At 64.9% G+C, this 21,814-nt stretch carries 23 protein-coding genes; all 23 read right to left on the reverse strand.

Translation table 11 applies throughout. The features are described 5' to 3' along the window. Positions 1-67: 67 nt before the first annotated feature. Complete coding sequence (locus RZE79_RS16670; protein WP_319355475.1) at positions 68-2,359, reverse strand: SGNH/GDSL hydrolase family protein; 2,292 nt, start codon at positions 2,357-2,359, stop codon at positions 68-70. 63 nt (positions 2,360-2,422) lie between these two features. Next, positions 2,423-5,266: a host specificity factor TipJ family phage tail protein gene (locus tag RZE79_RS16675; protein WP_319355476.1), complete on the reverse strand. Its 2,844-nt coding sequence runs from the start codon at positions 5,264-5,266 to the stop codon at positions 2,423-2,425. Next, the gene (locus RZE79_RS16680) at positions 5,263-5,631 is read right to left on the reverse strand and encodes a hypothetical protein (protein WP_319355477.1); all 369 of its coding nucleotides are present in this window, start codon (positions 5,629-5,631) and stop codon (positions 5,263-5,265) included. Before RZE79_RS16680 ends, RZE79_RS16675 begins: the two co-directional genes overlap by 4 nt. Further along, positions 5,628-6,134, reverse strand: a complete 507-nt coding sequence (locus tag RZE79_RS16685) for a hypothetical protein (RefSeq protein WP_319355478.1) — start codon at positions 6,132-6,134, stop codon at positions 5,628-5,630. Before RZE79_RS16685 ends, RZE79_RS16680 begins: the two co-directional genes overlap by 4 nt. Continuing rightward, a complete protein-coding gene (locus RZE79_RS16690; protein WP_319355479.1) occupies positions 6,134-6,631 on the reverse strand; it encodes a hypothetical protein in 498 nt (165 codons plus the stop codon). The genes RZE79_RS16685 and RZE79_RS16690 overlap by 1 nt, the downstream gene beginning before the upstream one ends. Then, positions 6,631-8,709, reverse strand: coding sequence for a hypothetical protein (locus RZE79_RS16695; protein ID WP_319355480.1), 2,079 nt, complete (start codon positions 8,707-8,709; stop codon positions 6,631-6,633). Before RZE79_RS16695 ends, RZE79_RS16690 begins: the two co-directional genes overlap by 1 nt. A gap of 74 nt (positions 8,710-8,783) precedes the next feature. After that, positions 8,784-9,011 carry a hypothetical protein gene (locus RZE79_RS16700; protein WP_319355481.1) on the reverse strand — a complete coding sequence of 76 codons (228 nt, stop codon included), beginning with the start codon at positions 9,009-9,011 and terminating at the stop codon, positions 8,784-8,786. An 80-nt stretch (positions 9,012-9,091) separates the two neighbouring features. Then, positions 9,092-9,409, reverse strand: a complete 318-nt coding sequence (locus RZE79_RS16705) for a hypothetical protein (protein WP_319355482.1) — start codon at positions 9,407-9,409, stop codon at positions 9,092-9,094. Beyond that, positions 9,406-9,879: a phage tail tube protein gene (locus RZE79_RS16710; protein WP_319355483.1), complete on the reverse strand. Its 474-nt coding sequence runs from the start codon at positions 9,877-9,879 to the stop codon at positions 9,406-9,408. The genes RZE79_RS16705 and RZE79_RS16710 overlap by 4 nt, the downstream gene beginning before the upstream one ends. 64 nt (positions 9,880-9,943) lie before the next feature. Continuing rightward, the gene (locus RZE79_RS16715; protein ID WP_319355484.1) at positions 9,944-10,324 is read right to left on the reverse strand and encodes a DUF3168 domain-containing protein; all 381 of its coding nucleotides are present in this window, start codon (positions 10,322-10,324) and stop codon (positions 9,944-9,946) included. After that, positions 10,324-10,809 carry an HK97-gp10 family putative phage morphogenesis protein gene (locus RZE79_RS16720; RefSeq protein WP_319355485.1) on the reverse strand — a complete coding sequence of 162 codons (486 nt, stop codon included), beginning with the start codon at positions 10,807-10,809 and terminating at the stop codon, positions 10,324-10,326. The genes RZE79_RS16715 and RZE79_RS16720 overlap by 1 nt, the downstream gene beginning before the upstream one ends. Before the next feature lie 50 nt (positions 10,810-10,859). Beyond that, entirely contained in the window at positions 10,860-11,195 is a 336-nt protein-coding gene (locus RZE79_RS16725; RefSeq protein ID WP_319355486.1) for a phage head closure protein, read from the reverse strand. Further along, entirely contained in the window at positions 11,195-11,545 is a 351-nt protein-coding gene (locus RZE79_RS16730; RefSeq protein WP_319355487.1) for a head-tail connector protein, read from the reverse strand. The genes RZE79_RS16725 and RZE79_RS16730 overlap by 1 nt, the downstream gene beginning before the upstream one ends. Further along, the gene (locus RZE79_RS16735; protein ID WP_319355488.1) at positions 11,542-11,835 is read right to left on the reverse strand and encodes a hypothetical protein; all 294 of its coding nucleotides are present in this window, start codon (positions 11,833-11,835) and stop codon (positions 11,542-11,544) included. The genes RZE79_RS16730 and RZE79_RS16735 overlap by 4 nt, the downstream gene beginning before the upstream one ends. 62 nt (positions 11,836-11,897) lie before the next feature. Then, positions 11,898-13,211 (reverse strand): phage major capsid protein, encoded by a 1,314-nt coding sequence (locus RZE79_RS16740; protein WP_319355489.1) that lies wholly within the window; start codon positions 13,209-13,211, stop codon positions 11,898-11,900. A 65-nt stretch (positions 13,212-13,276) separates the two neighbouring features. Beyond that, a complete protein-coding gene (locus RZE79_RS16745; RefSeq protein ID WP_319355490.1) occupies positions 13,277-13,969 on the reverse strand; it encodes an HK97 family phage prohead protease in 693 nt (230 codons plus the stop codon). Beyond that, a complete protein-coding gene (locus RZE79_RS16750) occupies positions 13,938-15,197 on the reverse strand; it encodes a phage portal protein (RefSeq protein WP_319355491.1) in 1,260 nt (419 codons plus the stop codon). Before RZE79_RS16750 ends, RZE79_RS16745 begins: the two co-directional genes overlap by 32 nt. Continuing rightward, entirely contained in the window at positions 15,197-16,882 is a 1,686-nt protein-coding gene (locus RZE79_RS16755; protein ID WP_319355492.1) for a terminase TerL endonuclease subunit, read from the reverse strand. Before RZE79_RS16755 ends, RZE79_RS16750 begins: the two co-directional genes overlap by 1 nt. Beyond that, positions 16,879-17,439 (reverse strand): phage terminase small subunit P27 family, encoded by a 561-nt coding sequence (locus RZE79_RS16760; RefSeq protein ID WP_319355493.1) that lies wholly within the window; start codon positions 17,437-17,439, stop codon positions 16,879-16,881. Before RZE79_RS16760 ends, RZE79_RS16755 begins: the two co-directional genes overlap by 4 nt. 179 nt (positions 17,440-17,618) lie before the next feature. After that, positions 17,619-17,891 (reverse strand): HNH endonuclease, encoded by a 273-nt coding sequence (locus tag RZE79_RS16765; RefSeq protein WP_319355494.1) that lies wholly within the window; start codon positions 17,889-17,891, stop codon positions 17,619-17,621. A 197-nt stretch (positions 17,892-18,088) separates the two neighbouring features. Then, the gene (locus RZE79_RS16770; RefSeq protein WP_319355495.1) at positions 18,089-18,478 is read right to left on the reverse strand and encodes a hypothetical protein; all 390 of its coding nucleotides are present in this window, start codon (positions 18,476-18,478) and stop codon (positions 18,089-18,091) included. Further along, entirely contained in the window at positions 18,465-18,749 is a 285-nt protein-coding gene (locus RZE79_RS16775) for a hypothetical protein (protein ID WP_319355496.1), read from the reverse strand. The genes RZE79_RS16770 and RZE79_RS16775 overlap by 14 nt, the downstream gene beginning before the upstream one ends. Before the next feature lie 394 nt (positions 18,750-19,143). Further along, entirely contained in the window at positions 19,144-21,813 is a 2,670-nt protein-coding gene (locus tag RZE79_RS16780; protein WP_319355497.1) for a VapE domain-containing protein, read from the reverse strand. Position 21,814 lies beyond the last annotated feature (1 nt).

A 21,814-nucleotide genomic window follows, 5' to 3' on the forward strand; every position in this document is an offset into this window, starting at 1 on the left:
AGAAAAGAAAAAACCCGCCGACGCGGGTTGAAGGTTTGAGCCGAATGGTCGGCGATCGTGGAAACGCTCATGCTGCGTCGAGACGCTCTTTGATGTTGTTGAACATCAGCAAATGGCCAGCGTCGAAAGGATGAGGACCAGCAGGCTCGCACCAAGCCGTATCCCCAGCAGCGAACAGCGCGCGCGTGGATGCAAAGTGGTCGATGAAATCGAACTTTCTGTCGTCGGCGAATTGCCGGAGTGCTTCACGCACCTTCGCCATCCCGTATCGGTAGGTCGGCGGCACATCGACCACTGCCGGGACGGCATTTGCGCACATCACCACGGGCTGAACCTCCATCACCGCCAGGGCGTCAGCGATCCGATCCATGTTGTAGCGAAGCGTCGAGGGGCTCTCGGGCCGCCCATAGGACGACAAGATCGCGCGGTCATTGGTTCCAAGCTGCACGATCGCGAACTGGTCACCTTCCTGGCAGGCCGCGGCGACCATGTCAGTGTCAACGTACTTCGCGGCGGTGATGCCGATGATTCCTTGGTTGGTAACCCGCAACTTGCGGTTGATCGTGATTGCCTCCACCCGGAAGTTGTAGCGCGCTCCATCGCCAGGCACGAGCCGCAACTCGACAAGGGCATCGCGTTTGAAACCACCAAGAGCATGAGTACGAACGTTGCCGAACGACACAGGCAGACCGGTATCGCCGGTTTGTGTCGAATAGGTCCCGAGCGTTACCCCATTCACGATCAACTCGTATTTGGCTCCGTTCGCTTGCGCTGCGAACACCAAGTCGAACTCATAGCCGGTCATCGTCCAAGAAAGCCGCATGTTGTCCTGACTACTCGCGACGTTGCCTTGGACGTAGAAGCCAAGCTTCGTCGTGGGGCTGTAGACCTGGTTCCAAAGCCCGACGGGTGCCACCGCGTTCGTGTTGGAACGAATGAATGGGTCGTATCCTGGAAACAAATCCACCGAGTCGCTGTACTCGAAGATCGCCACGCCTGAAGGTGTGCCGGGCCAAGCCGACTCGGTGGCGGAAGAATCGTTGTAGTACTGCAGCCCCAGGTACTTGTGCAGCAGATTCGCCCAGCTTGGCGAAGCCCCGTTGTTTCGTGCATCAGCTAGCGTTCCGTTTCGCGGGGGCATGGGCTGGATAGGGTTTTGGCCCGTTGTGGTGAGGCCAAACGTGATGCTGTCCCCAATCAGAACGACGCCATTGAACTGGCACAGCGGGTTGCACAGTGCGAGCTTCAGCTCTCTCAGCCCCTTCGCTGGCGACGACTTCTCGAGCTGGAGAATTTTCGTATTCGCGGCAGTGAGCTGTGCAGCCTGCGCCACGATGGTCGCCTGCTGCTGCTCACCTCGAAGGGTGAGCCAAGTGGTCTCGTCAAACACGGGCCAGGCCGGGCCAGCCGCGACGCCACCTTTGAACGCCCAGCAGGCAACCATTTCGGGGCGAGCTCCCGCGGTCTGCGAGTAGTGAAAAATGCCGATGGACTTAGCGCCGGGCGGCACCACCTCCGAGAGTCGAAGAAACTGGGGAATCGCAGATGCAATGACCCCCAATTCGCCAGTGCTTCGCTGCATGTTGATTTGCGTGCCGAGACCGTTGAAGGCTTCCCCCAGAAAACGTCCAGCTCCGTATGCAGTACCGGCATTCGCCGATGACACGAGGATGTAGACCGTGACCGTGTCACCCTCGCCTGCGCCCAATTCGTCGAGCCAGATGAGTGGCCCTGCTGGAATGGTCGTGCCATCAATGACCCGACGTACCGCATAGCCGTCAAACGCGGGATTTGGAACTAGCTGATAGCCGCTGAAGTTGCCTGGCGTGTACTCAAAGTACCGCCGGCGCCCGAGGAACGATTCGCCGAAGGCCGAGCGACGAAAGAAAAGATCTGGCCAGCCGTTCACTTTTCCCGACTGACTCGGCTTGTTGACGGCATCAGCGGCTGGGATCGACTTGCCGACCTGCAGCACAGCCGCACCTCCAACGTTGCGGTACAGGTCGAGCGAGTCCCGCGACGAAGGACTCGGGACCGTGAAGTATTCGCCAAAGCCAACGCCAGGTGGAGTGCCTCCCGCGTCTACGCCTGCCGCGGGCGTCGGATAAGTTTTGCCGCGGGCCAGGGCGACCTGCGAGGCCGTTGCAGCAGAAACGGCGTATGCCTCGGCCCCCGCTTGCGCGGCCAACGATTCGGCCAAAATTCCGTGATCGCTGATGTAGGCCTCCACACCAGCGAGCGTGCGGCGAGTGCGACCCATCCGGTCGATCGCCGTTTCGTCTTCGGAGGTGGCGAACTCTCCAATGAAGTCGATGTCGACCTTCGCGTTGTTCAGATCACTGATCTTGATAGCTGGCATTTTGATCCTTCAGGCAAAGAAAAAGCGCCTCGATGGGCGCTCATTGGTTGTTGTGATCTGCGGTCAGTTGATGACCGAATCTTTCGGTGGAATCGGTTCGTCGTCGGCCGCGTAGTAGCTGTCGCTGTAGTTCACTACCGAGAGTTCGATGTACTGACCATCAGGGACCCCGATGCTCTGCACGAGAAAAGCCTGACGGTCCCGGGCGCCGTCGCTGCCGAAGGAAAATATCGTTCGGATGCCGTCCTGCCCTCCCTCGGTCTCGATGGCTTCGCTTGGAATGCTCTGCAGCACGACCTTGTTTGCAGCCGAGCCGGGCGTCACCGGAATGCTCTGCAGCGTCCCGTCACGGCGCATCAGCACGATGCCGTGGACTTCGCCCGGCACGAACGCGACCTCGCGGCTCAGCGTCAGCTCGAGGCCGCTCTGTGCGCGCACGTCGCCGTCGTAGGCTACGAACCGGGTGCTGTCGACCAGGTCGATGCGCGAGTTGGGCAACAGCGACCGTGCATCGGTCGTCACACCCGTGGTGCCCGTGATGCGCTGGCCAACCAGCTTCCGGTACTCGCGGTTGGCTCGCAGCCAGGCCTGCGGGAAAGATCGGATCCCGGGGATCTCGAATTTTTTGAGCTTGGTGTAGCTGTCGTCGAGCGGGAGCGTGATCGTTTCGGCCTGCCCTGTGTCGGGATCCTGGTAGACGAACTCGACACCGTCGTAGTCGGCGTCGTTGACGAACGACCGCATGAAGGTCTCGGCATCCGGCCGCTTGTTGCGGTGCGTGTACAGCGCAACGCTGTTCGCCTGAGGGCGATCGAAGGCAAGCCGGATCTTTCCACTCTGCCGGTACGCATCGCAGAAGCCAGCGTTGGCGATCGTCAGGATGGTCTCTTCCAAGCTGGTGCCGTCGCTGTCGAAGGTGTAGTTGAAAGTGGGCGCCTCCGGGTGCATGGCATAGGCAAGGCCGACCTGTGCAGACATCTGCACCATGTCGAGCTCCGCCAGCGGCCGGTTGCCGATCTTCGGATCCAGCGTCACGGCGGCGATGATGTCGTGGATCAATGCCGTCGGCTCCAGCGTGCCGGAAACGTGGCGCCCCTCCGGATCGAACGCACCGGTGAAGCCACTACCCGTCCAGCGCGGCAGCAGCCGACTCGCAATGCAGTTGAGTTGCCGGTTGCGCACGGCGGTAGCGCGAGGCGTCGCGCGAGTGACCGTGTGGACGGTCGTCTTGTTGCCGAAGTGAGCCTTGCTGACGGGCGAGACGCTGTAGAGATCTGCCCACTTGATCTCGTCGACCACGGTCCCATTGAAATACCAGTTGTAAGGCGTGAAACGCCGGACCCTCACCCTGGCCGGCCCCACCCATGAGGTCACGCGCTCAAGCGTTTCCCCGATCTCGTCCGTGATCGCTCCAGAGAGATCTCCTGTCGCCGTCTCCACGATGCCCGTGGGATTGAGGCTGCCGTCGAGCTTTTCGATCTCCAGGTTGTAGATGACGGACGTTGGCGAGCGGCCGCCGTTGTCGACGTACATGCCTTGCGGGGCCACGACATTGATCCAGACCTGTGTCCGATCCGCTGCAGGCAACGTCACCCAGTCGGTCCAGTCGGTGAGACCGTTGTTGACGACCACCGTGGTCTGGATTCTGGGCTCGAAACCGTAGTCCTCGGGGAACGTGGCGCCGGCAAGTACCACGCCGCCATTCAGCACCCCCGTGATCGTTCGCGTCCCGGCATAGCCCGGGTGAAGCACGACTCCGTCCACATGGATCGTGGGCGGAAAGGGGAATCCGTTCCAATCGACTTGCGAGCCAGTCGTCACCGTGATCTCCGCATCAGACGGCTTTGAAGCCACGGTGAAGGTGCCGTTGTTCCCTGCGTCCGGAAAGCCCGAAAACCCCACCAGGTCGCCCACCCCCAGCCGCAGGAACAGGATTGGCCCACCTGCTGTGTTGTCGATGTAGCGGCGCTCCCCGGCCACCACCTCAACAATCCCGTCGAGCGAGTAGTACTCATCGAGGCCAGAGATCGTGATGGTCTGCCCGACCTCGGCAATCGCGTTGAAGTTCGGCTTCCCAGTGAACTGCAGCACCTGATCGTTGGCGCTTCCCGGGACCTCGATCATCCCCATCTCGGTCGTGATCGTTCGCGTTGGCCCTGGCGCCGCGTACATGTAGTAGTCCTGTGCCGGCAGTTGCAGCTGGTTCATCGCCTTCAAGGTGATGCCGTCCGTCTCCACCGACCTGCGCACCGACACGATGTCGTCGATGATGGCGGGCCCGATCTGGAGCTGAGGCGCACTGCCATCGTTCGGACTGTGGAATGGCGGATACACCGCCGCGCTCGCATCGGTGATCGTGCCGATTTCGGTTTCACCATCGCGGACGTCGGACACGTTGTAGTAGCCGCGGCCGATGCAGTAGTAGCCGTACTCGACTCGCTGATTGCTCTGGTACTTGACGTACGAGGGCATCATCAGCGAAGGGACGCTCTTGACCGTGCCGTAGATGTCCTCGACGCGCTGAAGAATCCGCGCCTGATTCTCGCGTGCACCCAGGGCGTTATTCGGGCTCTGCTGTGTCCGGTTGACGTTCGACAGCGGCTTGCGCGACGGGGCGAGGATCGCCTGGGCGACGGTCAGAACTGCCGTGATGAGCAGGTTCGCCGCCCAGGCTGGCAGCGCCGCGCCAGGGCTCTCCAAGATCACGTAGTCATCTCCGCAAGCACAGAGGATCGCCTCGATGTCTTTGCTGATCTCGGTTTCCGCCGACGGCTCACCCTCGAAGATCTGCAGCGTCTTCTGCGGCGCCGCGCCGTAGTAGTCCAGCAGCCACTGCGCCAGGCTGTCCGCAGTCGCCTCGATAGGCGCGCACGGCGCGAAGGGATGCTCGAAGATGCGGATTCTCATGGCCGGCCCCAGAACTGCATTTGCGGGTAGGTATCGCCGAGGCTGGCCATGTCCTGGTACAGGTTGCCATCAGCCTTGCCGTGCAGCACCTTGCCCTCGTAGAACACGCCGCAGTGGTGCCAGCCCAGCTTCGGGAAACGACTCAGCAGCACGACGGTGTAGTTCGAGGGGACCTCGACCTGCTGGAACCCGTGCTCGCCCTTGAAGAGCGCCAAGCGGAACGTGGCCGCGATCTGCCGCACCGTGTTGTTGATCGTGCGGAATTCGGACACGCCCTCCCCGCGCTCGTTCGCATACACGTCGGCCACGAGACGCCAGCACGGGGGGTTCTCGTACTGTCGGCCGAGATAGTCGTTGACGTTCACAGAAAGCTCCTCAGCATGGGGATGTCGCGGGGGGTGTAGGTCTCGCCGGTGCGCGTGACGTTGAAGCGAGGCGACACTGCCGACAGCGTCGCGGCACCGATCTTGTAGGCCACCGACTCGACCTGCAGCACGGCCGTCGTCTGCGCGTTGGCCAGGTCGTCGCTGAGGTACTCGCGATATACCGCTCGCACCTTCTCGCTCGTGTCCAACGGGATCCGGTCCATCTCCCGGCGAAACTCGTCGTTGATGTCGGTCGTGTCGAGGTTGATGTTGAATTTCTGATCGAGATTTCCCTCGGTGCCGGCGAGCTTGATTTCCAGGTTCGCCGGCAAAATTTCGACGAGGCCGTCTTCGGTGACGATCTCGCCGGCGTAAGGCTCGCGCCAGAGCCGCCACACCTTCGTCATCGCCGAGTGGCTGAGCTCGATGGTTTGGATCGATCGAATGTTCTGCGGCGCCGAAGCCAGAAACACGCGCAGCTGGTGCTCGAGGTCGAGGGCCATCAGTCGAAGTCCAGCACGGTGGTGTCGACATTCGCAAACTGCGCGATCCGGCGCAGCAGATCGTCGCCCTGCTCGCCCTCCAAGTTCCAGAGGTCGATCAGCGCCTGCGCATCCTCCCTGGTGTACTGATAGACCGCTGGCTCCGCGAGCACCGAGAACGAGATGCGAGTGAAGACGCTGCGCTCGGCCCGCCGTTCCGCATAGCTGCCGGCGACCATGGTGCAGAGGTGATCTTCGAGGCCTTGCCCGCTGTCGATCGGCATGTAGAAGCTGATCGCGCCGCCGTCAATGATGCGGGCGAGGAACACCGCCCACACGTTGAACTTCTCCGGCGACAGCACCATGGCCACGGAGTACTGCCGCGGGCCTCGATCCCACATCAGACCCGCGCGAGGCAGGCCACCAGCGACCTCGGTGTTGAAGACGCCCGTGGGCGCACCGCCCGAGTACTCATCGATCAGCGGCTTGAAGCCGTTTGGAATTCTGGGATTTGCCATTACCGCGACCGCTGCAGGTTGTAGTTGCGCTGGAGACTCTTGCTGACCCGGCTGTTGGGGTCGGCAAGTGCGGCTTCCATCTCACGGATGGCGATCTCGGGACGGCCGTCGGGGCGGCGCGTCACGGACACCTTGCTCGATCCGTAGTTGTTGATGACAGGCGCACCCCATCCGCCGCCGCCGGCGCGGCCCAGTGCGTGGTTGGGGATGATGGTGCCGGCGGTGCGCGGCACGAAGAGTTCGGCGCCGCGCTCACCGACGATGCTCGCGCGGCCCACGGGCGGATCGCCACCGTCGGCGAACTTCATCAGCCCGCTCAGCCACCCGCCGAACGAGCCCATCATCTTCCCGAGATCGAACCCGCCCCCGCCGGCGCCGTCACCCTTTGCGCCCCCGCCGGAGATGGACTTCGTGAGCGTGTCGATGAGCGGCTTCGTCACCGTGAGCCGCAGGACGATCTTCGCGGTGTCTGCCAGCAGCGCCCGCAGCACGTCCGAGGCCTTGCCGCCATCCGTGGCGATCTTCTCGAAGGCGCTCTCGAACGATGAGCCCAGACTGCTCGCGAGCTGCTCGGTCGCCTTCGCATCCTCGGCCGCCTTCTCGGCGATACCCTTCTTGTCGATCAGCGCGCCGCGCTCGCGAAGCAACCGAATCTGCTCTTCCAGCGCTGCGGCCTCCCGGCTCATGTAGTCGCCGTTCGTCATCCGCGCGAGCTGCTCTTCCTTGAGCGCGATGTTGCTGCTGTTGCGGGCCTTCTCGATGGCGGCAATGGCCTCGGCGCTCTTGCCAATCAGCTGGATTTCTTGCTCGAGGCTCTTGTTGCTCTCGGCCAGCGACCTGACCTGGTCTTCCTGCGTTTTGGCGTCCTTGAGCAGCGCATCGTGCCGGGCATTCGCGCCCTCCATGTCGGCCTTCTGCTGCGCGGCCCGCGCCTTGGCGGCGTCGAGGTCGCGGGCCAGCGCCACCGCACGGTCGGCGCTCTCACCCTTCGCAAGCTTGAGGCGCCCTGACTGGATGTCGGCGAGCACGGTCTCGGCCGCGCTCAGCTCCTGGGTGGTCTGCAGCTGCTTCTGCAGGTTCTCGATGTAGCGCTGCAGCTCCGACTCTCGCGGGGACTTCCCGCCCGCCTTCGGCGTCGGCAGCGTGCCCACCGACGGCTTTTCCTCCGGCGGCTTGGGATTGATGCCGCCCTGCGCTTCATAGCTCTTGTCCTTCAGGTTCAGGAAGGCCTTCTCGGCGCTGCGCAGCTCAGCGGTTTTCGCCTCGATGTCCTTGGCGATGCCCGCCTTACTGCCGAACACGTCGAACTTGATCGCGGCCGCCTCGTCGTTAAGGGCGCCCAGCTCCTTGCGCAGGCTCTCGATGCGCTTGCTCTGCGCGTTGCTGGTCCAACCGAAGGCACGCTCGCCGAACTTGTCGAGGGCGGACATGACGCCGCCGTTCGACATGGCCTGCAAGATCTCGTTGACCGCCGGCAGCAAGTCCTTCAGCAGCGCGCGCCCGGCGTCGATGGCGTACTTCTGCAGCGCGAAGATCTGCTTGTTGAACGCCTCAGCCTGCGCGGCTTCCTCGGCGCTCACCTTGCCCACCAACTGCGTTTGCTCGGCCAGGTCCTTCAGGAACGGCGCCGTTTCTTTCACCGACTTGCCGAACAACTCCTGGACCATCCGCGCCTTGTCGCCGTCGTCGGCGTAGGTGGCCAGCGCCGCGGCGGTGACGCGCAGCGCCTCGGCCGGGTCCAGCTTGCGCAGCTCCGCGACGTCCAGGCCGATCGCCTTCAGAGCGAGCGATACGCCGTTCTTGCCGTCGGCCTCTTTCAAGGCGCCGTTGAACTTCGTCAGGATGCCCGAAACCGTGTCCAGGCTCGTGCCCGTGCGCAGCCCGATATCCTCCAGCGCGCTGATCTTCTCGACGGTCGCGCCGGTCGCGTCCGACACGTCGTTGAGCGCGTCGATGCCGTCGATGAGTTGCTTGCCGAAGTAGATCGCCGCCACGCCGGCGGACCCCAGCGCGAGGCTGACCCGCTCGCCGGCCTTCGCCACGGCGTCGTCGATCTCCTTCGCGCGCCGCTGCGCCAACTTGGCCGAGCGGTTCATGTCCGTCTCGAAACTGCCGGTTTTCGCCAGCAGGTCGACGGTGATGCTGCCGATGCTCATGTGCGTTTGCCCTGTCGTGAAAGTCCGGCGGCCTTGAAGAGGTCGCGATCGGCGTCGGTGAATCCGTCCTCGGGCGGGGGTGCGAGAAAGTCGAGCACGCGGTCGAAGTCGCCACCGCCGAAGGAGGTGGCCATCAACGCCGCGGGCCGGTGGTATCGGTGAAGGTCATCGAACGGCGCGTCGTTGTGGAACTCTTGCCAGGCAGCGAACTCGTTCTGCGTCATCACGCTTTGCCACTCGGAGACCGTGCGGCCGCCGAGCGCGAGGGCGAGGACGTGCCAGAACCAGTCCTCGCCCCTGGCCGCTATTCGTTTCCCGCGTCCTGCCCGTTCATCTCCAGGATGATGTCGAGCAGCGCACCTGACGCAGCCGGTTTCAGCGCGCAGGCTTGTTCGTAGGTCATCGCCGGCGAGCCATCGGCCTCGCACAGGCCGGCGCAGATCAGGCGCGCCAGGCTGCCGGCGCGCACGTCCACGTCGTCGGAGCGCTCCGCGATCTGGAACTTGCGGAAGACGACGGCCGGCACCTCGCGAAAGAAGAGCTTCCGCTTGACGCCTTTTTTGAGCGTGACCTCGCGCTCGTGCACCGTGTCCGATACAAACAGGTCGCTGTAGTCGCTCATGCCGTTTGCAGGTCCCAGGAGATCGGGCCGCTGCGCTGGACGATCACGGTGCCCTTCCAGATGTCGTTCGCGCCGATCTCCACGCTCACGTCGGACACGTAGCCCAGGAAGATCGCCGACACGCGGCCGACCGCGACTTGCATTTCCGAATCGACAGCCGTCGGTGCGGTCGCCCCCGAGCTGTAGACGCCCCAGGACACCTCGGCGCCGGAGGCCTTCAGTGCGAGCAGCGCTTCGTGGCTCAGCTCGGACTTGTGCACGTTGAATGCCAGGGTCACCTGGCCGGGCGAGCCGAGGCCGCCGACGAAGGTTTCGTCCTCGTCGTCATCCAGGCAGGTCGTCGGAATCTGACTGCGGGGCCCGCCGAGGCCCACGATGCTCGACACGCACACCGCGCGCGTCGCGGCGGTGGGAGCGGATGCCCAGAAGACCTCGGTCTTCTGGCTCTTGATGACTTTTTGCGTTGCCATGACTTTCCTTCCAGAAATGAAAAAGGCCGCTCAAAGGCGGCCTGTGGTTGCAGAAACTGAGACTTCAGCGGGGTTCGATGAAGTCGAATGCGAAGCTGATCCGGTAGCGCTTCGTCTCGGGGTCGCGCTCGTCAGCCAGGTAGGCCACGAGGTGGGCGTGCGGTTCGAGCGCGTCGCGCACGGCCCCGGCCAGCACGTCGATCTCCTGGCCGTCGTCGGACCAGCAGTCGACCTGCACGCGGAACGTGTCGGCGTCGGCGCCCTCAAAGGTGATCTGCGCATCTCCGGCCGGCACGCTCCACGTCACATACGGCTTGACGACGTTCTGCTTCGCCGAGCCGTGCCGGTAGACGCGCACGGGATCGGTGATCGGGTCGGTGCCGGCGCCGATGAGCGCCGTGACCGCCGGCGAGGCCTTCAGGAAGGGGAAGATGGCGGGCAGCATTACTTGCCCCCCTGCTCGAGCTTCTTGACGATGCGGTCGATGCCCTTGCCCAACTCGCTGACGGTCGTGTCCAGCGCTTTCTGGCGCGCGCTCATGTAAGCCGGCGTCATCCAGGGTTCGGCCGGCTGCTGCTCGGTGCCGATCTCCAGGTAGCGACCGGTCGCAATGGCCTTGGTGTCGCGTCCGTCGTACTTCTTGCGGCTGACCAGTACGCGATAGCGCTCGTTCGCGCCGCTGCGCTGGGGGTTCGGGTCGCGCCGCACGACAACGGCCTTCTCGAGGGTCAGGGTGCTCTCGTAGCCCGCCTCCTCCGTGTTCTGCGTCACGCGTCGGATCTGGGACTGCGCGGCCTTCTGGATGACGACGCCACCCTTTCGCAGCGCCGTCTTCACGGGCCCGCCGCGCTGGCTCACCACCGCGGGTGGCAGTGACTTCAGCTTGGCCAGCACGCCGTCGAGGCCCTTCATGGTTTCGGTGTCAGCCATGGGGCGCTCCAGCTGCGGCTAAGGCGACGCGGCTGGCCCCGCGAAGCAGGTTATCGGCCATCGGTCAGCCCCTTCTGGCATTTCAGCCGCAACTCACGGCGGCCGGTGCTGTCGGTGTCCATGCCCGTGATGTTGTAGTTCGCGCCGTCCCATACGACGCGCATGCGCTGCTCGACGCCGGGAAGCCAACGGAAATTGATGCGTGCGTCCGTGGGCGCCTCGACCGTCTGCGCATGAATCGCCTCGCGGCCGGCGCCAGTCAGGCACTCGGCGGGCACGTCGACGTAAACGTCGACCCACTGCAGCGTTTCGTCGCCGGCGGACTGGTCCTGCACGGACACCTGGTCCTGGATCGTCACGCGGTGGCGGTACTTGGGGGCGAGCATCAGATTCCCATCTCCACGCGGTACGGCATCACCATGCCTTCGGCGGCCTTGCGCAGCGCCGGGATGTCTTCGGGCGATGCGGCATCAACCTTCGCCTGCACCAGCAGGCACACCGCAGGAAACACCTCGGGGGCGACATTGGCGGGCGTGGCCACGATCTCGGGCTGGAGCACGCCACTGGCGTCGTACAGGGGCGGGAAGTCCTGCGGCAGCGTGGGCAGCTGGGTGCGATTCAGGAACCGGCAGATCTCCGATTCGCTGGCATCCAGGTGCTTCTGCAGCATGACGTCGTCTGCGCTGTGGATGTACCGCAGCGCCGCCTTCACGTCGGCCAATGGCGTGATGCTCACTGCGGGGCCCCGCCGTCGAGCAGCGCCGCGAGATCGGCCTTGAGCGTGGTGCCCTCGGGGATCTCGATCTTCAGAGCCGCAAGCGCCTCGCGCAGCTGCGGAATGGTGAGCCCGTCCGACGGCTTCTTCTCGGGCGCAGCCGTGGCCACGGCCTTGCCGTCGTCGTACTTGGCAACACCGGCCTCGTCGACCAGGTGCTTCGCCAGTTCGTCCGACACCGTCGCGACGTCGCCGGGTGCGAAGCCGCCGACGGCGCTGTTCGAGCCGAACTTGATGAATTTCACTCGCATGTGTTTCTCCTTGAAGAGCTTGTCGATGGAATGGGGTGGCTGCTGGAGCCACCCCGTCGTCATCAGGCCGGGGTCAGGTCGCCGCCGCGCACAGCGGCCGGCACTTCGGTCGCCAGCGCAAGCCGGCGTTCCGCGCGAATCGTCACCAGGTTCTTGGTGAAGTTGTCGGCGTCGGATTCCGACAGCTCGACCGTCACGCCCTCGCGGTTGTAGACCGTGTAGGCCTGGCCGAAAGCGCCGACGGCGAAGGTGTCAGCGGCGACGCCCACCGACTGGATCACCGGGATGCCGAACAGGCGGGTCACGCCGGCTTCGTCGACCGACACGCGCGACTGGCCGCCAGGCGTGACCAGCAACTCGATCTCGATCTCGGCCCAGTCGATCGGGTTGAGCAGCACCGCGTCGGCCGGGTAGCCCGCGGCCCACGAGGCAGCCATCACCTTGCGGATCAGGACCACCTTCTTCAGCACCGTGCCCAGCGCCGCGTCGGCGATGCCGTGTGCGGTGAAGTTGCCGGCATCGAAGATGCCCGAGATGTTCGGGGCAACCCCGTCACCGGTCACGAGCTGCGTCTCGACCTTGCGGTTGACGCCATAGCGCATGCGGTTGTTCACGTACGCGGCGAGCGCCGCGTTGTCGGCGGCCAGCTGGCGGCTGATCTTGATCCAGTGCGCGACGGTCGAGATCGGCATGTTCACCAGCGCGAAGGTGATCGCGGATTCGGGCTTGGCCACACCTTCAGCAGTCTCGCCCGCGTTGTTGGTGAACGACGATTCCTTCGTGAACTCGATCGCGTTGCTGGAGGTCGGCAGCGAGTTCAGGAAGGATTCCATGGTCAGCATCTGCGCGGCACCGGCCACGATGCCCACGCGGCGATCAGGGGCCACCGTGGCGTCGGAGCCGACGAGCGTGTTCTTCACTTCGATGCGCGCCTTCTGCGCACCACCGTTCTGGAAGGCCTTCAGCGAATCGGACTTGACCACCTGCGAACCCCAGGTTTCGACCAGCTTCGGCTCGGGCGTCACGAGGCCCTTCTGCTCGAGCTGCGTGAGCCGATCAGCGAACTCGCGTTGCGAAGTGCCCAGCCTGTCGAGCGCGGTCTTCGTGTCTTCGCTGACCTTGCCCAGGGTCTTCATTTCGCCCTCGGCCTTGTCGGACATCGCCTTCAGGTTGGTCTCGATCTTGTCGAGTTGCTGCGTCACGGTCTTCAGATCGATCTCGCCGACCATGCCCATGAGGCCGAGCGTCGCGAACAGGTTCGGGTGCGCGGCGACGAAGCCGACAACATCGACACCCGCGGCCTGCGCGGTGATCGATACGAAGGCCAGGGCGCAGACGGCCAGGCCGAGGATGGAACGGGTACGGATGCGGTTCATGTGAATTACCTCTCAGAAATAAAAAAGCCGCCCGTGGGCGGCTGCTGGTTGCGGAATGCGCGCTGCTATGCGCCGATCTGCGAGATCCGGGCGAGCCGGTCGTGCAGCTCGGTCAGAGCCTTCGCCTCGATGGTCTTGACGTCGGGTTCCCCCACGACGCCCATCACCTTCTTGACGCGAGCCACCAGCGCTACGGCGGCCCCTTTGCTGAGGCCGCCTGCATCCCGCAAGAAGCTCTCAAGATCTCGGATCGATTCGATGCCTTCGATGATCTCCACGAAGTCGCCGCCCTTCACGCTGGCCGCGTCGATGCGCGCGGCACCGTCGGCCGGGAACACGACCGGCGAGATTTCCATCAGCTTGGTCCACTTGCGGATGACGCGACCCTGCTCCGTGTCTTCGTAGTCGCCCGCCTTCACGTAGCCGCCGATGCTCAGCCCGTCCAGCGTGCCGTGGACCATGGCCGCGCGCACATCGGCGCTCAGCCCCAGGCCGGGCGTCAACTCGCCGTCGACGAACAGGCCGTGGTCGTCTTCCTTGGCCACCAGGTACTTGCCGATCGGCATCGACCACTCATGGTTGAAGAACATCTTCGGCTTGCCGTAGGTGCGGAGCGTCGACTCGAAGGCGCCCTTGATGAGCGTGTCGCCGTAGCTGTCGACGCCGCCGAAGACAGAGGCGTAGCCGGAGAACTTGCCGGTCTCGCCCTCCATCTTCAGGCTGACATCACTGAGCTTGAGGGTCTTGCGAAGAAGCATCTGTGCCTCCGGAAATGGTTGGTTTGACTTTGCCGAGCAGTGCGATCGGCAACAGGTTGGCCTGCACGGTCAGCACGTCGCCGCCCGGCAGCGGCTGCTCGTTCTCGAGCTGGCGCATTTCGTTGCGGGTGGCCAGCCCGTTCTGCACCTTCTTGGCCGCGATCTCGGCCCGGTCCTTCGCGTTTCCGCGAAGCAGCGCGTCGAGGTTGAACTCGATCGCCATGCGCGCTCGCTGCGCGGGTGTCATCACCCGCTTGCGCACCGCCTGCTCGATGTTCACGGCCATCGGCCGGATCGTCAGCTTGTAGAAGCCGTCGAAGATCTGCTCGATGCCCGTTCCCCATGCCGTCACGTTGGCGTGGTGCACCAGCACCGGGGGCGTGTCGTACCAGCGGCACAGCTCCTCGACGCCGTACTTGCGCGTCTCGAGCAGCTGCTGCTGCTCCGGCGTCATGCTGACCTGCGCGTACTTCATGTCCGCCTCGAGCACCTTCAGCCGCGAGGTCGAGCCGTCGGCCAGGTCTGCGAAGTTCACCTTGAGCGTTGCGCGCTGCTCCTTCGTCAGCAGGCGGTCGATCATGAGCACGCCGGTCGGCTTGCCGCCATTCGCGAACCACGTGGTCGCAGCGCCTTGCGCAGAGACGGCCTCGTTCATCGATGCCCGCATGAACTCAAGCTTCGACAGCCCCATCGTGCCGTTGCCCAGGTTCTTCAGGTGCAACACGCTGGATTCGGCGAGCACCGCCAGGTCGTCGCCGAGTCGGTAGGCATAGACCATGGTCCCGTCGTCGAGGACGCGAACCTCCACCTGGTCAGCGGGCATCGGCCACAGCGAGATGGCCTCGCCTGTGCGCTCATCCCGGTCGACGCGGGCGTATGCATTGCCCCGCAGATCGTGGTTCATCATCATCGCCCGCCAGAACTCGAACGGGGTCATTCGGCCGTTCGGCGACTCGTGCAGCAGGCCAAACAGCCGGCTGGACCTGGCCAACGTCTTCTGACCGTTGGTCTGGTCGTAGGCGAAGAACGGCAAGCTCGCGATCAGGGTCGCGCGGCGATCGATGCATGCCCACACCGTGCTGATCTGCAGCGCGCTGTCGACGCCCTGGCTCGGCTGGTTGGGAACGATGGCGGTGGCCGGCTGCAGCTGCTGCTGCCCGATTCGTTCGGCCAGGGCGCCGCTGCCCCAACCAAACCAACCGATGAAGGATGCGAGGCTGTAGGCCATTAGCTGCTGATAGGTTCGTTGATGAAGTCGTCGAGGTTCTCTGCCACTCGAACAGCTATGGCCCGGCCGAAGCCCATGATCACCGCCACGGGGCCGTCGATCTTGTTTTCCTCGCGCTCCTTGCGCGGGTAGATGTTGTCCTTGGCGTCCCGGTGGCAGACGACGTTGCTGAGCATCCAGTTCATCATCGGGTTATCGTCGTGCGTGATCTTTCCTTGCAGCACGAGAGCCTCGAAGGTCTTCATCGGCTCGCTCATGTTCTGCACCGTCTGGCGGTACTCCACCATCGGCGCGCCCTCGCTCAGCAGGTGGCTCGCAAGCTGCGTGGCCTGCCAAGGGTCGAAGGGCAGTTCCTCGACGTTCAGCGTGGAGACGTCTGCACGCAGGTCGTCTTCGATGACGTCGAAGTCGGTGACGTCCCCTTCGGTCACCTTCAGGTGCTTCGACAGGCGCCAGCCCTCGTACTGGCTGTTCGTCGAGCGCTCGATCGCCCGCTCTGGCAGGTAGAACCGGCTGAACAGGTAGTAGTGGTCGATCTCACGGTCGTAGAACAGGATCGGCGCGGCCGCGACGTCGACCTTGCTGGCCAGGTCCAGAGGAATCCAGCACGGCAGATGCTCGTAGTCCTGGCGCCGCAGGCTTGGGTCGGCGCATTTTTCCCATGCGACCATGTCCATCCAGGCGCTGTCGGAACTCACCCAGACGTCAAGGCGCTTCGTCAGGAAGCCGGCCATCGCCGACGGCATGGCCGAAGCCTTGCGCGCCGCAGCCTCCATGTCATCGCGCAGCACCGACACCAGCCAGTTCGGGTTCGCCTTCGCCCAGTTCGCCGGGTCGAGCGGATCGTCCTTCTCGTCGATCGTGTACACGATGCCGAAGGTGGTCTCGTCAACGATCACCCCCTGCAGCATCTTCGTGATGTGCGTGCGCCGCTCGTAGCAGATGCCGGCGCGGTTGCTGCCGCTGGTCGTGATGCTCCACAGCAGCGACTGCGTGCGCGCGCCGCGCGCGGAGTCGATCACGTCATACACGGCGCGGGTCTTGTGTGCGTGCAGCTCGTCGATCACGGCGCAGTGAACGTTCAGGCCGTCCAGCGTGCTGCCCTCGGCGGCCAGCGGAGAGAACTTGCTGGCAGTGTTCGCGACCGTGATGCAGTGCTGCATGATCGCGACGCCGCAGTACGTGCGCAGGCCGGGCGTGCGCTCGGCCATCAACTTCGCATCGTCGAAGACGATGCGCGCCTGGTCGCGCGTCGTAGCCGCGCTGTAGATCTCTGCGCCCTCCTCGCCGTCGGCCGCGAGCATATACAGGCCCACGCCGCTCGACAGCGCCGACTTGCCGTTCTTGCGCGGCACCTCGATATAGGCCTCGCGGAAGCGCCGCAGGCCGGTCACGTTGTGCACCCAGCCGAACACGGTTGTCAGGATGAAGCACTGCCACGGCTCCAGCGACAACAGCTTCCGGTCTCGTGCCCATTGCCCCTTGATGTGCGGCAGCAGCTCGATGAACTCGCACGGCCTGCTCGCCAGCTCCGGGTCGAAGCGCCAGGGCCAGCCGTCGCCCTGCGCGCGCGCCAGGTCGGCGAGCTGGCGCTTCACGGCCAGCTTCTCCCACTTCGCTGCCGGGCGAACGCCCGCGACCACGTCGCGCATGTACTGCGCGGCGCGTTCCACGTGGTAGGTCATCGCTGTGGCTGGGCGAACTTGGCGAAGCCGGCGCCCGGCGTCGGCGCCTCGGGCATGCCCGGCAGATCCGGCTGCAGGAAGTTGGACGGCGTGACGCGTGCGCGTGCCGAGGGCGACAGGCCGAAGTGGCCGAGATACCGGTTCACTTCCTCGCGGTGAGCCCGCAGGATCTGGAAGAGCACCGACTGCTGGGCGAAGCCATTCGGCGTCAGGCCGTGGCTCACCTGGTAGACAGCCTCGGCGTAGTCCATGCCGTTGTCGGTGTGCCCTTTGACCTTGGCGTTGAATGCCATCTCCAGCTCGGTGAGACGGCCCACCGCCTGGCAGTACAGCGCCAGTGCCGCACGGTCGAGGCCGCTGATCAAGCCCAGCTCCTCGAGCAGCGGCGTGATGCGCTTCCATTCCTTCGCGGCTTCCTTGCCCAGATGACGCGGCGCGCTCGGGATCTCAACGCGCGGGTTCACCCCGTCTGCAAGGTTGAGCGGGCGCTTGCCCGGGTTCCCGGACAGCAGCTTCAGCACATTCGGCTTCGGCAGCGGTCCTCGCGATCCTGTCATGGCTCAAAAATCCTTCAAAAAAATGGTTGCACCCCTCGGTGGAGGTACCCCCTCCCCCCGAAACTTGCGCGCGTAAAAATCCGACTAGACGCCCGGTTTCCCTTTGGGAGGGGCCGGACTTTTGACCCCCCTACCGTCGCAAAAACGCAACACTGTTGCATTATTGAGCCAGAGGCGAATCAGGGCCCGCGAGAGCGGCCCGTGCGGGCTCTGAGCGCCTCGGCGAGCGACTTGGCCTCGTGGCACGGCTCGCACAGCCCCTGCGTGTTCTCCACGCTGTCAGCGCCGCCCTCTTCGAGCGACAGGATGTGATCTCGCTGCGTTGCCAGCACCACCAGGCCGAGCGCCTGACACGTCACGCACAGCGGGTTCTCTTGGAACAGCGCGGCGCGCATCGCCTGCAGGCGCCGGCCCGTCACGCGCTTCGTTGCATTCGGCTTCTTCAGCCACATCGGCGCAGGGTGAAGCACACAACGGCCGCTGCCATCGCGCACCAATCGCCCGCAGCCGGGATGGGTGCACGGCCTCGGTGCTGCTGATGCCATTCGACACCCCCAATGAAAAAGCCCGGTCAGCGGGTGCTGCCGGGCTCGGATGCATGAGTTCCAGGTACGTGTCACTCAGAGTGCCTGAAATGTACCGAAACCTTCTATGTCGTAAAACTCCTTTTTGCCTGCGCCTTCTCGCGACGCTCACGGAACCACAGCATCAGGGCCATGTCGGCCTGCTCAAGCCTCGCGCTGATCGTCGACGGCGCAACGCCGAGCGCTGCGGCCGCGCCGGCCAGCGTGTAGCCCTGCGGGTACACGTGCTGCAGCGTGTCGTACAGGTGCTGTCGCGCAGGCCGCAGCGCCTCGACCGCGGTGTTGGTCAGCTCGGCGTCGACATCGTCAATCGGGATGATTGATTCGCGGTAGCCGCTGGCAGGCTCGCTCAGCAGGACCGACTGGGTGCTCCAGCCCAGGCCACCGCTGGACTCGCGCACCTTCCACAGCGCCCAGTTGTTGAGCCGAAGCCGCATGTACTCAATGCGTGCCATCGGTCGCCTTCGGAGCCTGGAAGAAGCACATCGCGTCGACGCCGAACGTGACCATGTGCCAGGCCACGTCTTCGGCGATCGGGCCCGCGAACGGCGTGCCGAGCGTGTGGCCTGCCTCAGCGGCATAGAAGCAGTTCGGCTCGCCAGCCACGCCTCGCTTGATCATGGCGTGCACGTACTCCTTGCCCCACTCAGCGCGGCGCATATCGACCATCGATGCCGTCTTCGGCATGGCACTGCGCATATCGACCTTCTTTGCTGCCTGAGTCATGCTGATCCGTCCTTTCCGTCCATCCGTCCATTGATTTCTATAGAGACAACACACACAAGTTCGGGCTCGGGCGCGAGCGCGCGAGCGCCCGCCTGCCCACCCACATACGCATGCCTGCGCATTGGTGACCATCCGCGCCGCGACAATGCAGCGGCCTCGACTGACCGTTGTGGAGAAACGGCGCCGCAAGGTCTCCATGCAGACGCATGGACGGATGGACGGATCGGGCTACGTCATGGGGCTATGCGATGACTTCCCTGCGGTTGCGCCACATCGGAGGCGCACTGCCCCCGCCGGTTCCCGGCACCCATCGCGAATCTCGCCTCCCATGGGTGATGCGGCACAGCGCATTTGTCGTGCACTGAGCTTTTCGGCCGCGCATGGCCTTCGCTGCTCAGATCGGCACGTCATCATCGTCCTGCGTTGAAGCCGCCTGCGCGTGGCGGCTGTCGTCGTCGTCGTCGTTGCCGGGCTTCGGGCTCTCCGGCCCCGGCGCTGCATTGGCTTCAGCTGGCGGCTCTGGTGGCCAGTTCTTCGGTCGCACCCAGCCATACGGGCGCGAGCCTGCGATCGGCACCGGGGAGCGCTTGCGCTCCCAGCCCTGCGCATCGAGCCAGCCTCGGATCTGCGACTCCAGCTGCGCGGTGCTCTTGCCCACGTCCGTGCCCAGTGCGCGAATCAGCATCGGCATCGTCACGAAGTTGCACAGCTCGTTCACCAGCATCGTGTCGCCCTTGTCGGTCGACGCAGCGCCCGGGCGGGTCAGAAGGCGCAGCAGCTCGCCCTGCACGCCGGTCTCTACCAGGCGCAGCTCCTGCTCGGGCACGAAGTACAGCTGCTCCTCCTCGAGCGTGGGCGCGAACCGCCCCGCTTCGCCGCCGGCGCGATAGAGCGCCACAGCCTCCGCGAAGAGCTGATCTCGCCACCGCATGAACCACTCGATGCGCAGCGGCATATCGATCCAGATCGGCCAGAAGCGCCGGTTGCCGGTGGTGTCGTAGAGGTACTGCCGCTTGTTGGTCGTGCAGATGATCACGCACTGGCGCGGGTGGTTCTGCACGTAGCGCCCGTAGCTGGCCCGGTATCGGTCGCTCGAGCTCGAGAAGAATGCCTTGACCTGTTCCGAGTCCGCCTTGCGCAGTGCGCTCATCTCCGACAGCTCGTAGACCCACAGGCCCTGCAGCTGGTCGAAGCCGTCCTTGTTGCCGCCGATGTCGAAGTGCGTGTCGCTGTAGCAGTCCTTGCCTGCCATCACCTCTGCCAGCGTGCTCTTGCGCCGGCCCGTCAGGCCTTCCAGGACCAGCGAGTAGTCGAACTTGCAGCCCGGCTCCATGATGCGAGCCACCATGCCGATGAGCCAGAACTTGCTGATCATCTGGAAGTACTTCAGCCGCTGGGGCGTCAAGGTCGACGGGTCGATCTGCGCGCAGTGCATGAGCCACTTCTCGGATCGCGGCTTGCCGTCATGCTTCAGGCCATTGAGGTAGTCGCGAACGGGGTGGAAGGGACGAGAGTCGGCCACCGTGTGTATCGCCTCGGTCACGGCCGCCCGGGCAGCGCCAGGCACGCGGTAGGTGGTGCTCAGCCAGTCGCTCAGACGGAGATCGTCGTTGTCGTCCATCGGGCCGCCGGCGGAGCGCCACGGCCAGGCGGTGCGCGTCGACATCTCGCCGCTCAGCTGATTGAAGCCGAGGCACGGCTCGAGCACCGGGTCGTTGCGAAGGCAGGCGATGACCGTCTTGCGCGTCATGCGCACCGAGCCGGTCTTCTCGTCGACGAACATCTCCAACCACCAGGGCAGCTCGGACTTGGCCCCTGCGGCAGCTGGAGGGTCCGATTTTTTTTCCTGCTCGACGCCCGGCGCCGGCGCGGCCTCCAGCAGGTCGACCGTCTTCAGCCGCTCGGCCCCGCCGAAGAAGGCCAGCACGCGGTCGAAGTCCCACCCGTCAGTGTGGATGGCGTCGTAGCAGTCCCAGCCGTCGGGCACGTCGAGCGGCTCGGGGATCGGCAGCATGCTGACGGTGCAGGCATGGGCCGACTGGAGCGTGGCGCCGATACCCAGCATGGCCGACATGCCCGGCTGCTTGGCCGCGGGCAGCAGCGGCTTCATGGCCTGCGCGGCGGCCAGGGCCATCGGGTCATCACCGCACTGCGCGCGCTCGGCCTTGTTCAGGATCTCGCGCTTGCCGTCGCAGTCGGGCCAGAGGAGCACCGTGGCGCCGGCCAGCCACTTCCAGTGCGCCTTCTTCCAGGCCTTGCACCCGCCCGGCCAGCTGGCCACGCAGTACACACCTGGCGCGCCCGCGTCGAGCAGCTGCTGCAGCGCCTCGGCCTTCCGCTCGCCTTCCACCAGGATGACCGTGCGGCCCTCGGGGTGCTTGCCGCCGGGGTAGTACAGCGGCCGCGGCGCGTCCCATTGCCGCCAGTGCCACCGGGCGCCGCCGTCCCTCGCGCTCACGCACCAGGTGTACGGCAACGTCTCCTTGCCGCCATCGCTGGTGCGAAAGCGCACCACGTAGCCGAGCAGGAAGCCGTCGACGCGGTACTCGGCCTTGTGGTCGATGTCGGCGTGCGTGCGGTAGTGGTGGCGCAAAGTCGCGGCCGGCGCGTTCTCGGGCACGGGCACCTGCGTTGTCCAGCCCTCGGGCTCTCGCTCCGGCCGTGACGAAGGCGGCGGCGCAGGTGGCGCCGGTGGAGGCGGCGGCCGCGGCGCGCCGCTCGCCGAAGTGACGATGTTCGCTTCTCGCTCCAGGCCGTAGTCCTGCGCGAGCTGCTTGGCCGCCTGGCCCATGTTCAGGCCGTGGATCGCAGCGTAGAGGCTGATCAGGTCGTTGCCGCGCTGGTCACCACCGAAGTCGGCCCATTTCCCGATGTTCACGCCCTCGACGCACACCTTCAGGCTTGCCGATTTCTCGGTGCGCCAGATGCTGTGTACGGCCCACTCACCGCTCTCCAGCTTGCCACCGGGCAGCCACTGCGCAACGAGAGTTTTCGCCTGCGAAAGCAGCGCATCCGCCAGTGCCGCGAAGTTGATATCGGGGCGCTGCTGAGACTTGTCTGTCATG

The organism is Variovorax sp. EBFNA2, assembly GCF_033802765.1.
GTDB lineage: Bacteria > Pseudomonadota > Gammaproteobacteria > Burkholderiales > Burkholderiaceae_C > Variovorax > Variovorax paradoxus_H.

Excerpts from the sequence above, each read along its gene's own strand:
- RZE79_RS16670 (WP_319355475.1), bottom strand. The coding sequence starts at position 2,359 with ATGCCAGCTATCAAGATCAGTGATCTGAACAACGCGAAGGTCGACATC.
- RZE79_RS16675 (WP_319355476.1), bottom strand. The coding sequence starts at position 5,266 with ATGAGAATCCGCATCTTCGAGCATCCCTTCGCGCCGTGCGCGCCTATC.
- RZE79_RS16685 (WP_319355478.1), bottom strand. The coding sequence starts at position 6,134 with ATGGCCCTCGACCTCGAGCACCAGCTGCGCGTGTTTCTGGCTTCGGCG.
- RZE79_RS16690 (WP_319355479.1), bottom strand. The coding sequence starts at position 6,631 with ATGGCAAATCCCAGAATTCCAAACGGCTTCAAGCCGCTGATCGATGAG.
- RZE79_RS16700 (WP_319355481.1), bottom strand. The coding sequence starts at position 9,011 with ATGACGCAGAACGAGTTCGCTGCCTGGCAAGAGTTCCACAACGACGCG.
- RZE79_RS16705 (WP_319355482.1), bottom strand. The coding sequence starts at position 9,409 with ATGAGCGACTACAGCGACCTGTTTGTATCGGACACGGTGCACGAGCGC.
- RZE79_RS16710 (WP_319355483.1), bottom strand. The coding sequence starts at position 9,879 with ATGGCAACGCAAAAAGTCATCAAGAGCCAGAAGACCGAGGTCTTCTGG.
- RZE79_RS16715 (WP_319355484.1), bottom strand. The coding sequence starts at position 10,324 with ATGCTGCCCGCCATCTTCCCCTTCCTGAAGGCCTCGCCGGCGGTCACG.
- RZE79_RS16720 (WP_319355485.1), bottom strand. The coding sequence starts at position 10,809 with ATGGCTGACACCGAAACCATGAAGGGCCTCGACGGCGTGCTGGCCAAG.
- RZE79_RS16725 (WP_319355486.1), bottom strand. The coding sequence starts at position 11,195 with ATGCTCGCCCCCAAGTACCGCCACCGCGTGACGATCCAGGACCAGGTG.
- RZE79_RS16735 (WP_319355488.1), bottom strand. The coding sequence starts at position 11,835 with ATGCGAGTGAAATTCATCAAGTTCGGCTCGAACAGCGCCGTCGGCGGC.
- RZE79_RS16740 (WP_319355489.1), bottom strand. The coding sequence starts at position 13,211 with ATGAACCGCATCCGTACCCGTTCCATCCTCGGCCTGGCCGTCTGCGCC.
- RZE79_RS16745 (WP_319355490.1), bottom strand. The coding sequence starts at position 13,969 with ATGCTTCTTCGCAAGACCCTCAAGCTCAGTGATGTCAGCCTGAAGATG.
- RZE79_RS16750 (WP_319355491.1), bottom strand. The coding sequence starts at position 15,197 with ATGGCCTACAGCCTCGCATCCTTCATCGGTTGGTTTGGTTGGGGCAGC.
- RZE79_RS16755 (WP_319355492.1), bottom strand. The coding sequence starts at position 16,882 with ATGACCTACCACGTGGAACGCGCCGCGCAGTACATGCGCGACGTGGTC.
- RZE79_RS16760 (WP_319355493.1), bottom strand. The coding sequence starts at position 17,439 with ATGACAGGATCGCGAGGACCGCTGCCGAAGCCGAATGTGCTGAAGCTG.
- RZE79_RS16765 (WP_319355494.1), bottom strand. The coding sequence starts at position 17,891 with ATGTGGCTGAAGAAGCCGAATGCAACGAAGCGCGTGACGGGCCGGCGC.
- RZE79_RS16770 (WP_319355495.1), bottom strand. The coding sequence starts at position 18,478 with ATGGCACGCATTGAGTACATGCGGCTTCGGCTCAACAACTGGGCGCTG.
- RZE79_RS16775 (WP_319355496.1), bottom strand. The coding sequence starts at position 18,749 with ATGACTCAGGCAGCAAAGAAGGTCGATATGCGCAGTGCCATGCCGAAG.
- RZE79_RS16780 (WP_319355497.1), bottom strand. The coding sequence starts at position 21,813 with ATGACAGACAAGTCTCAGCAGCGCCCCGATATCAACTTCGCGGCACTG.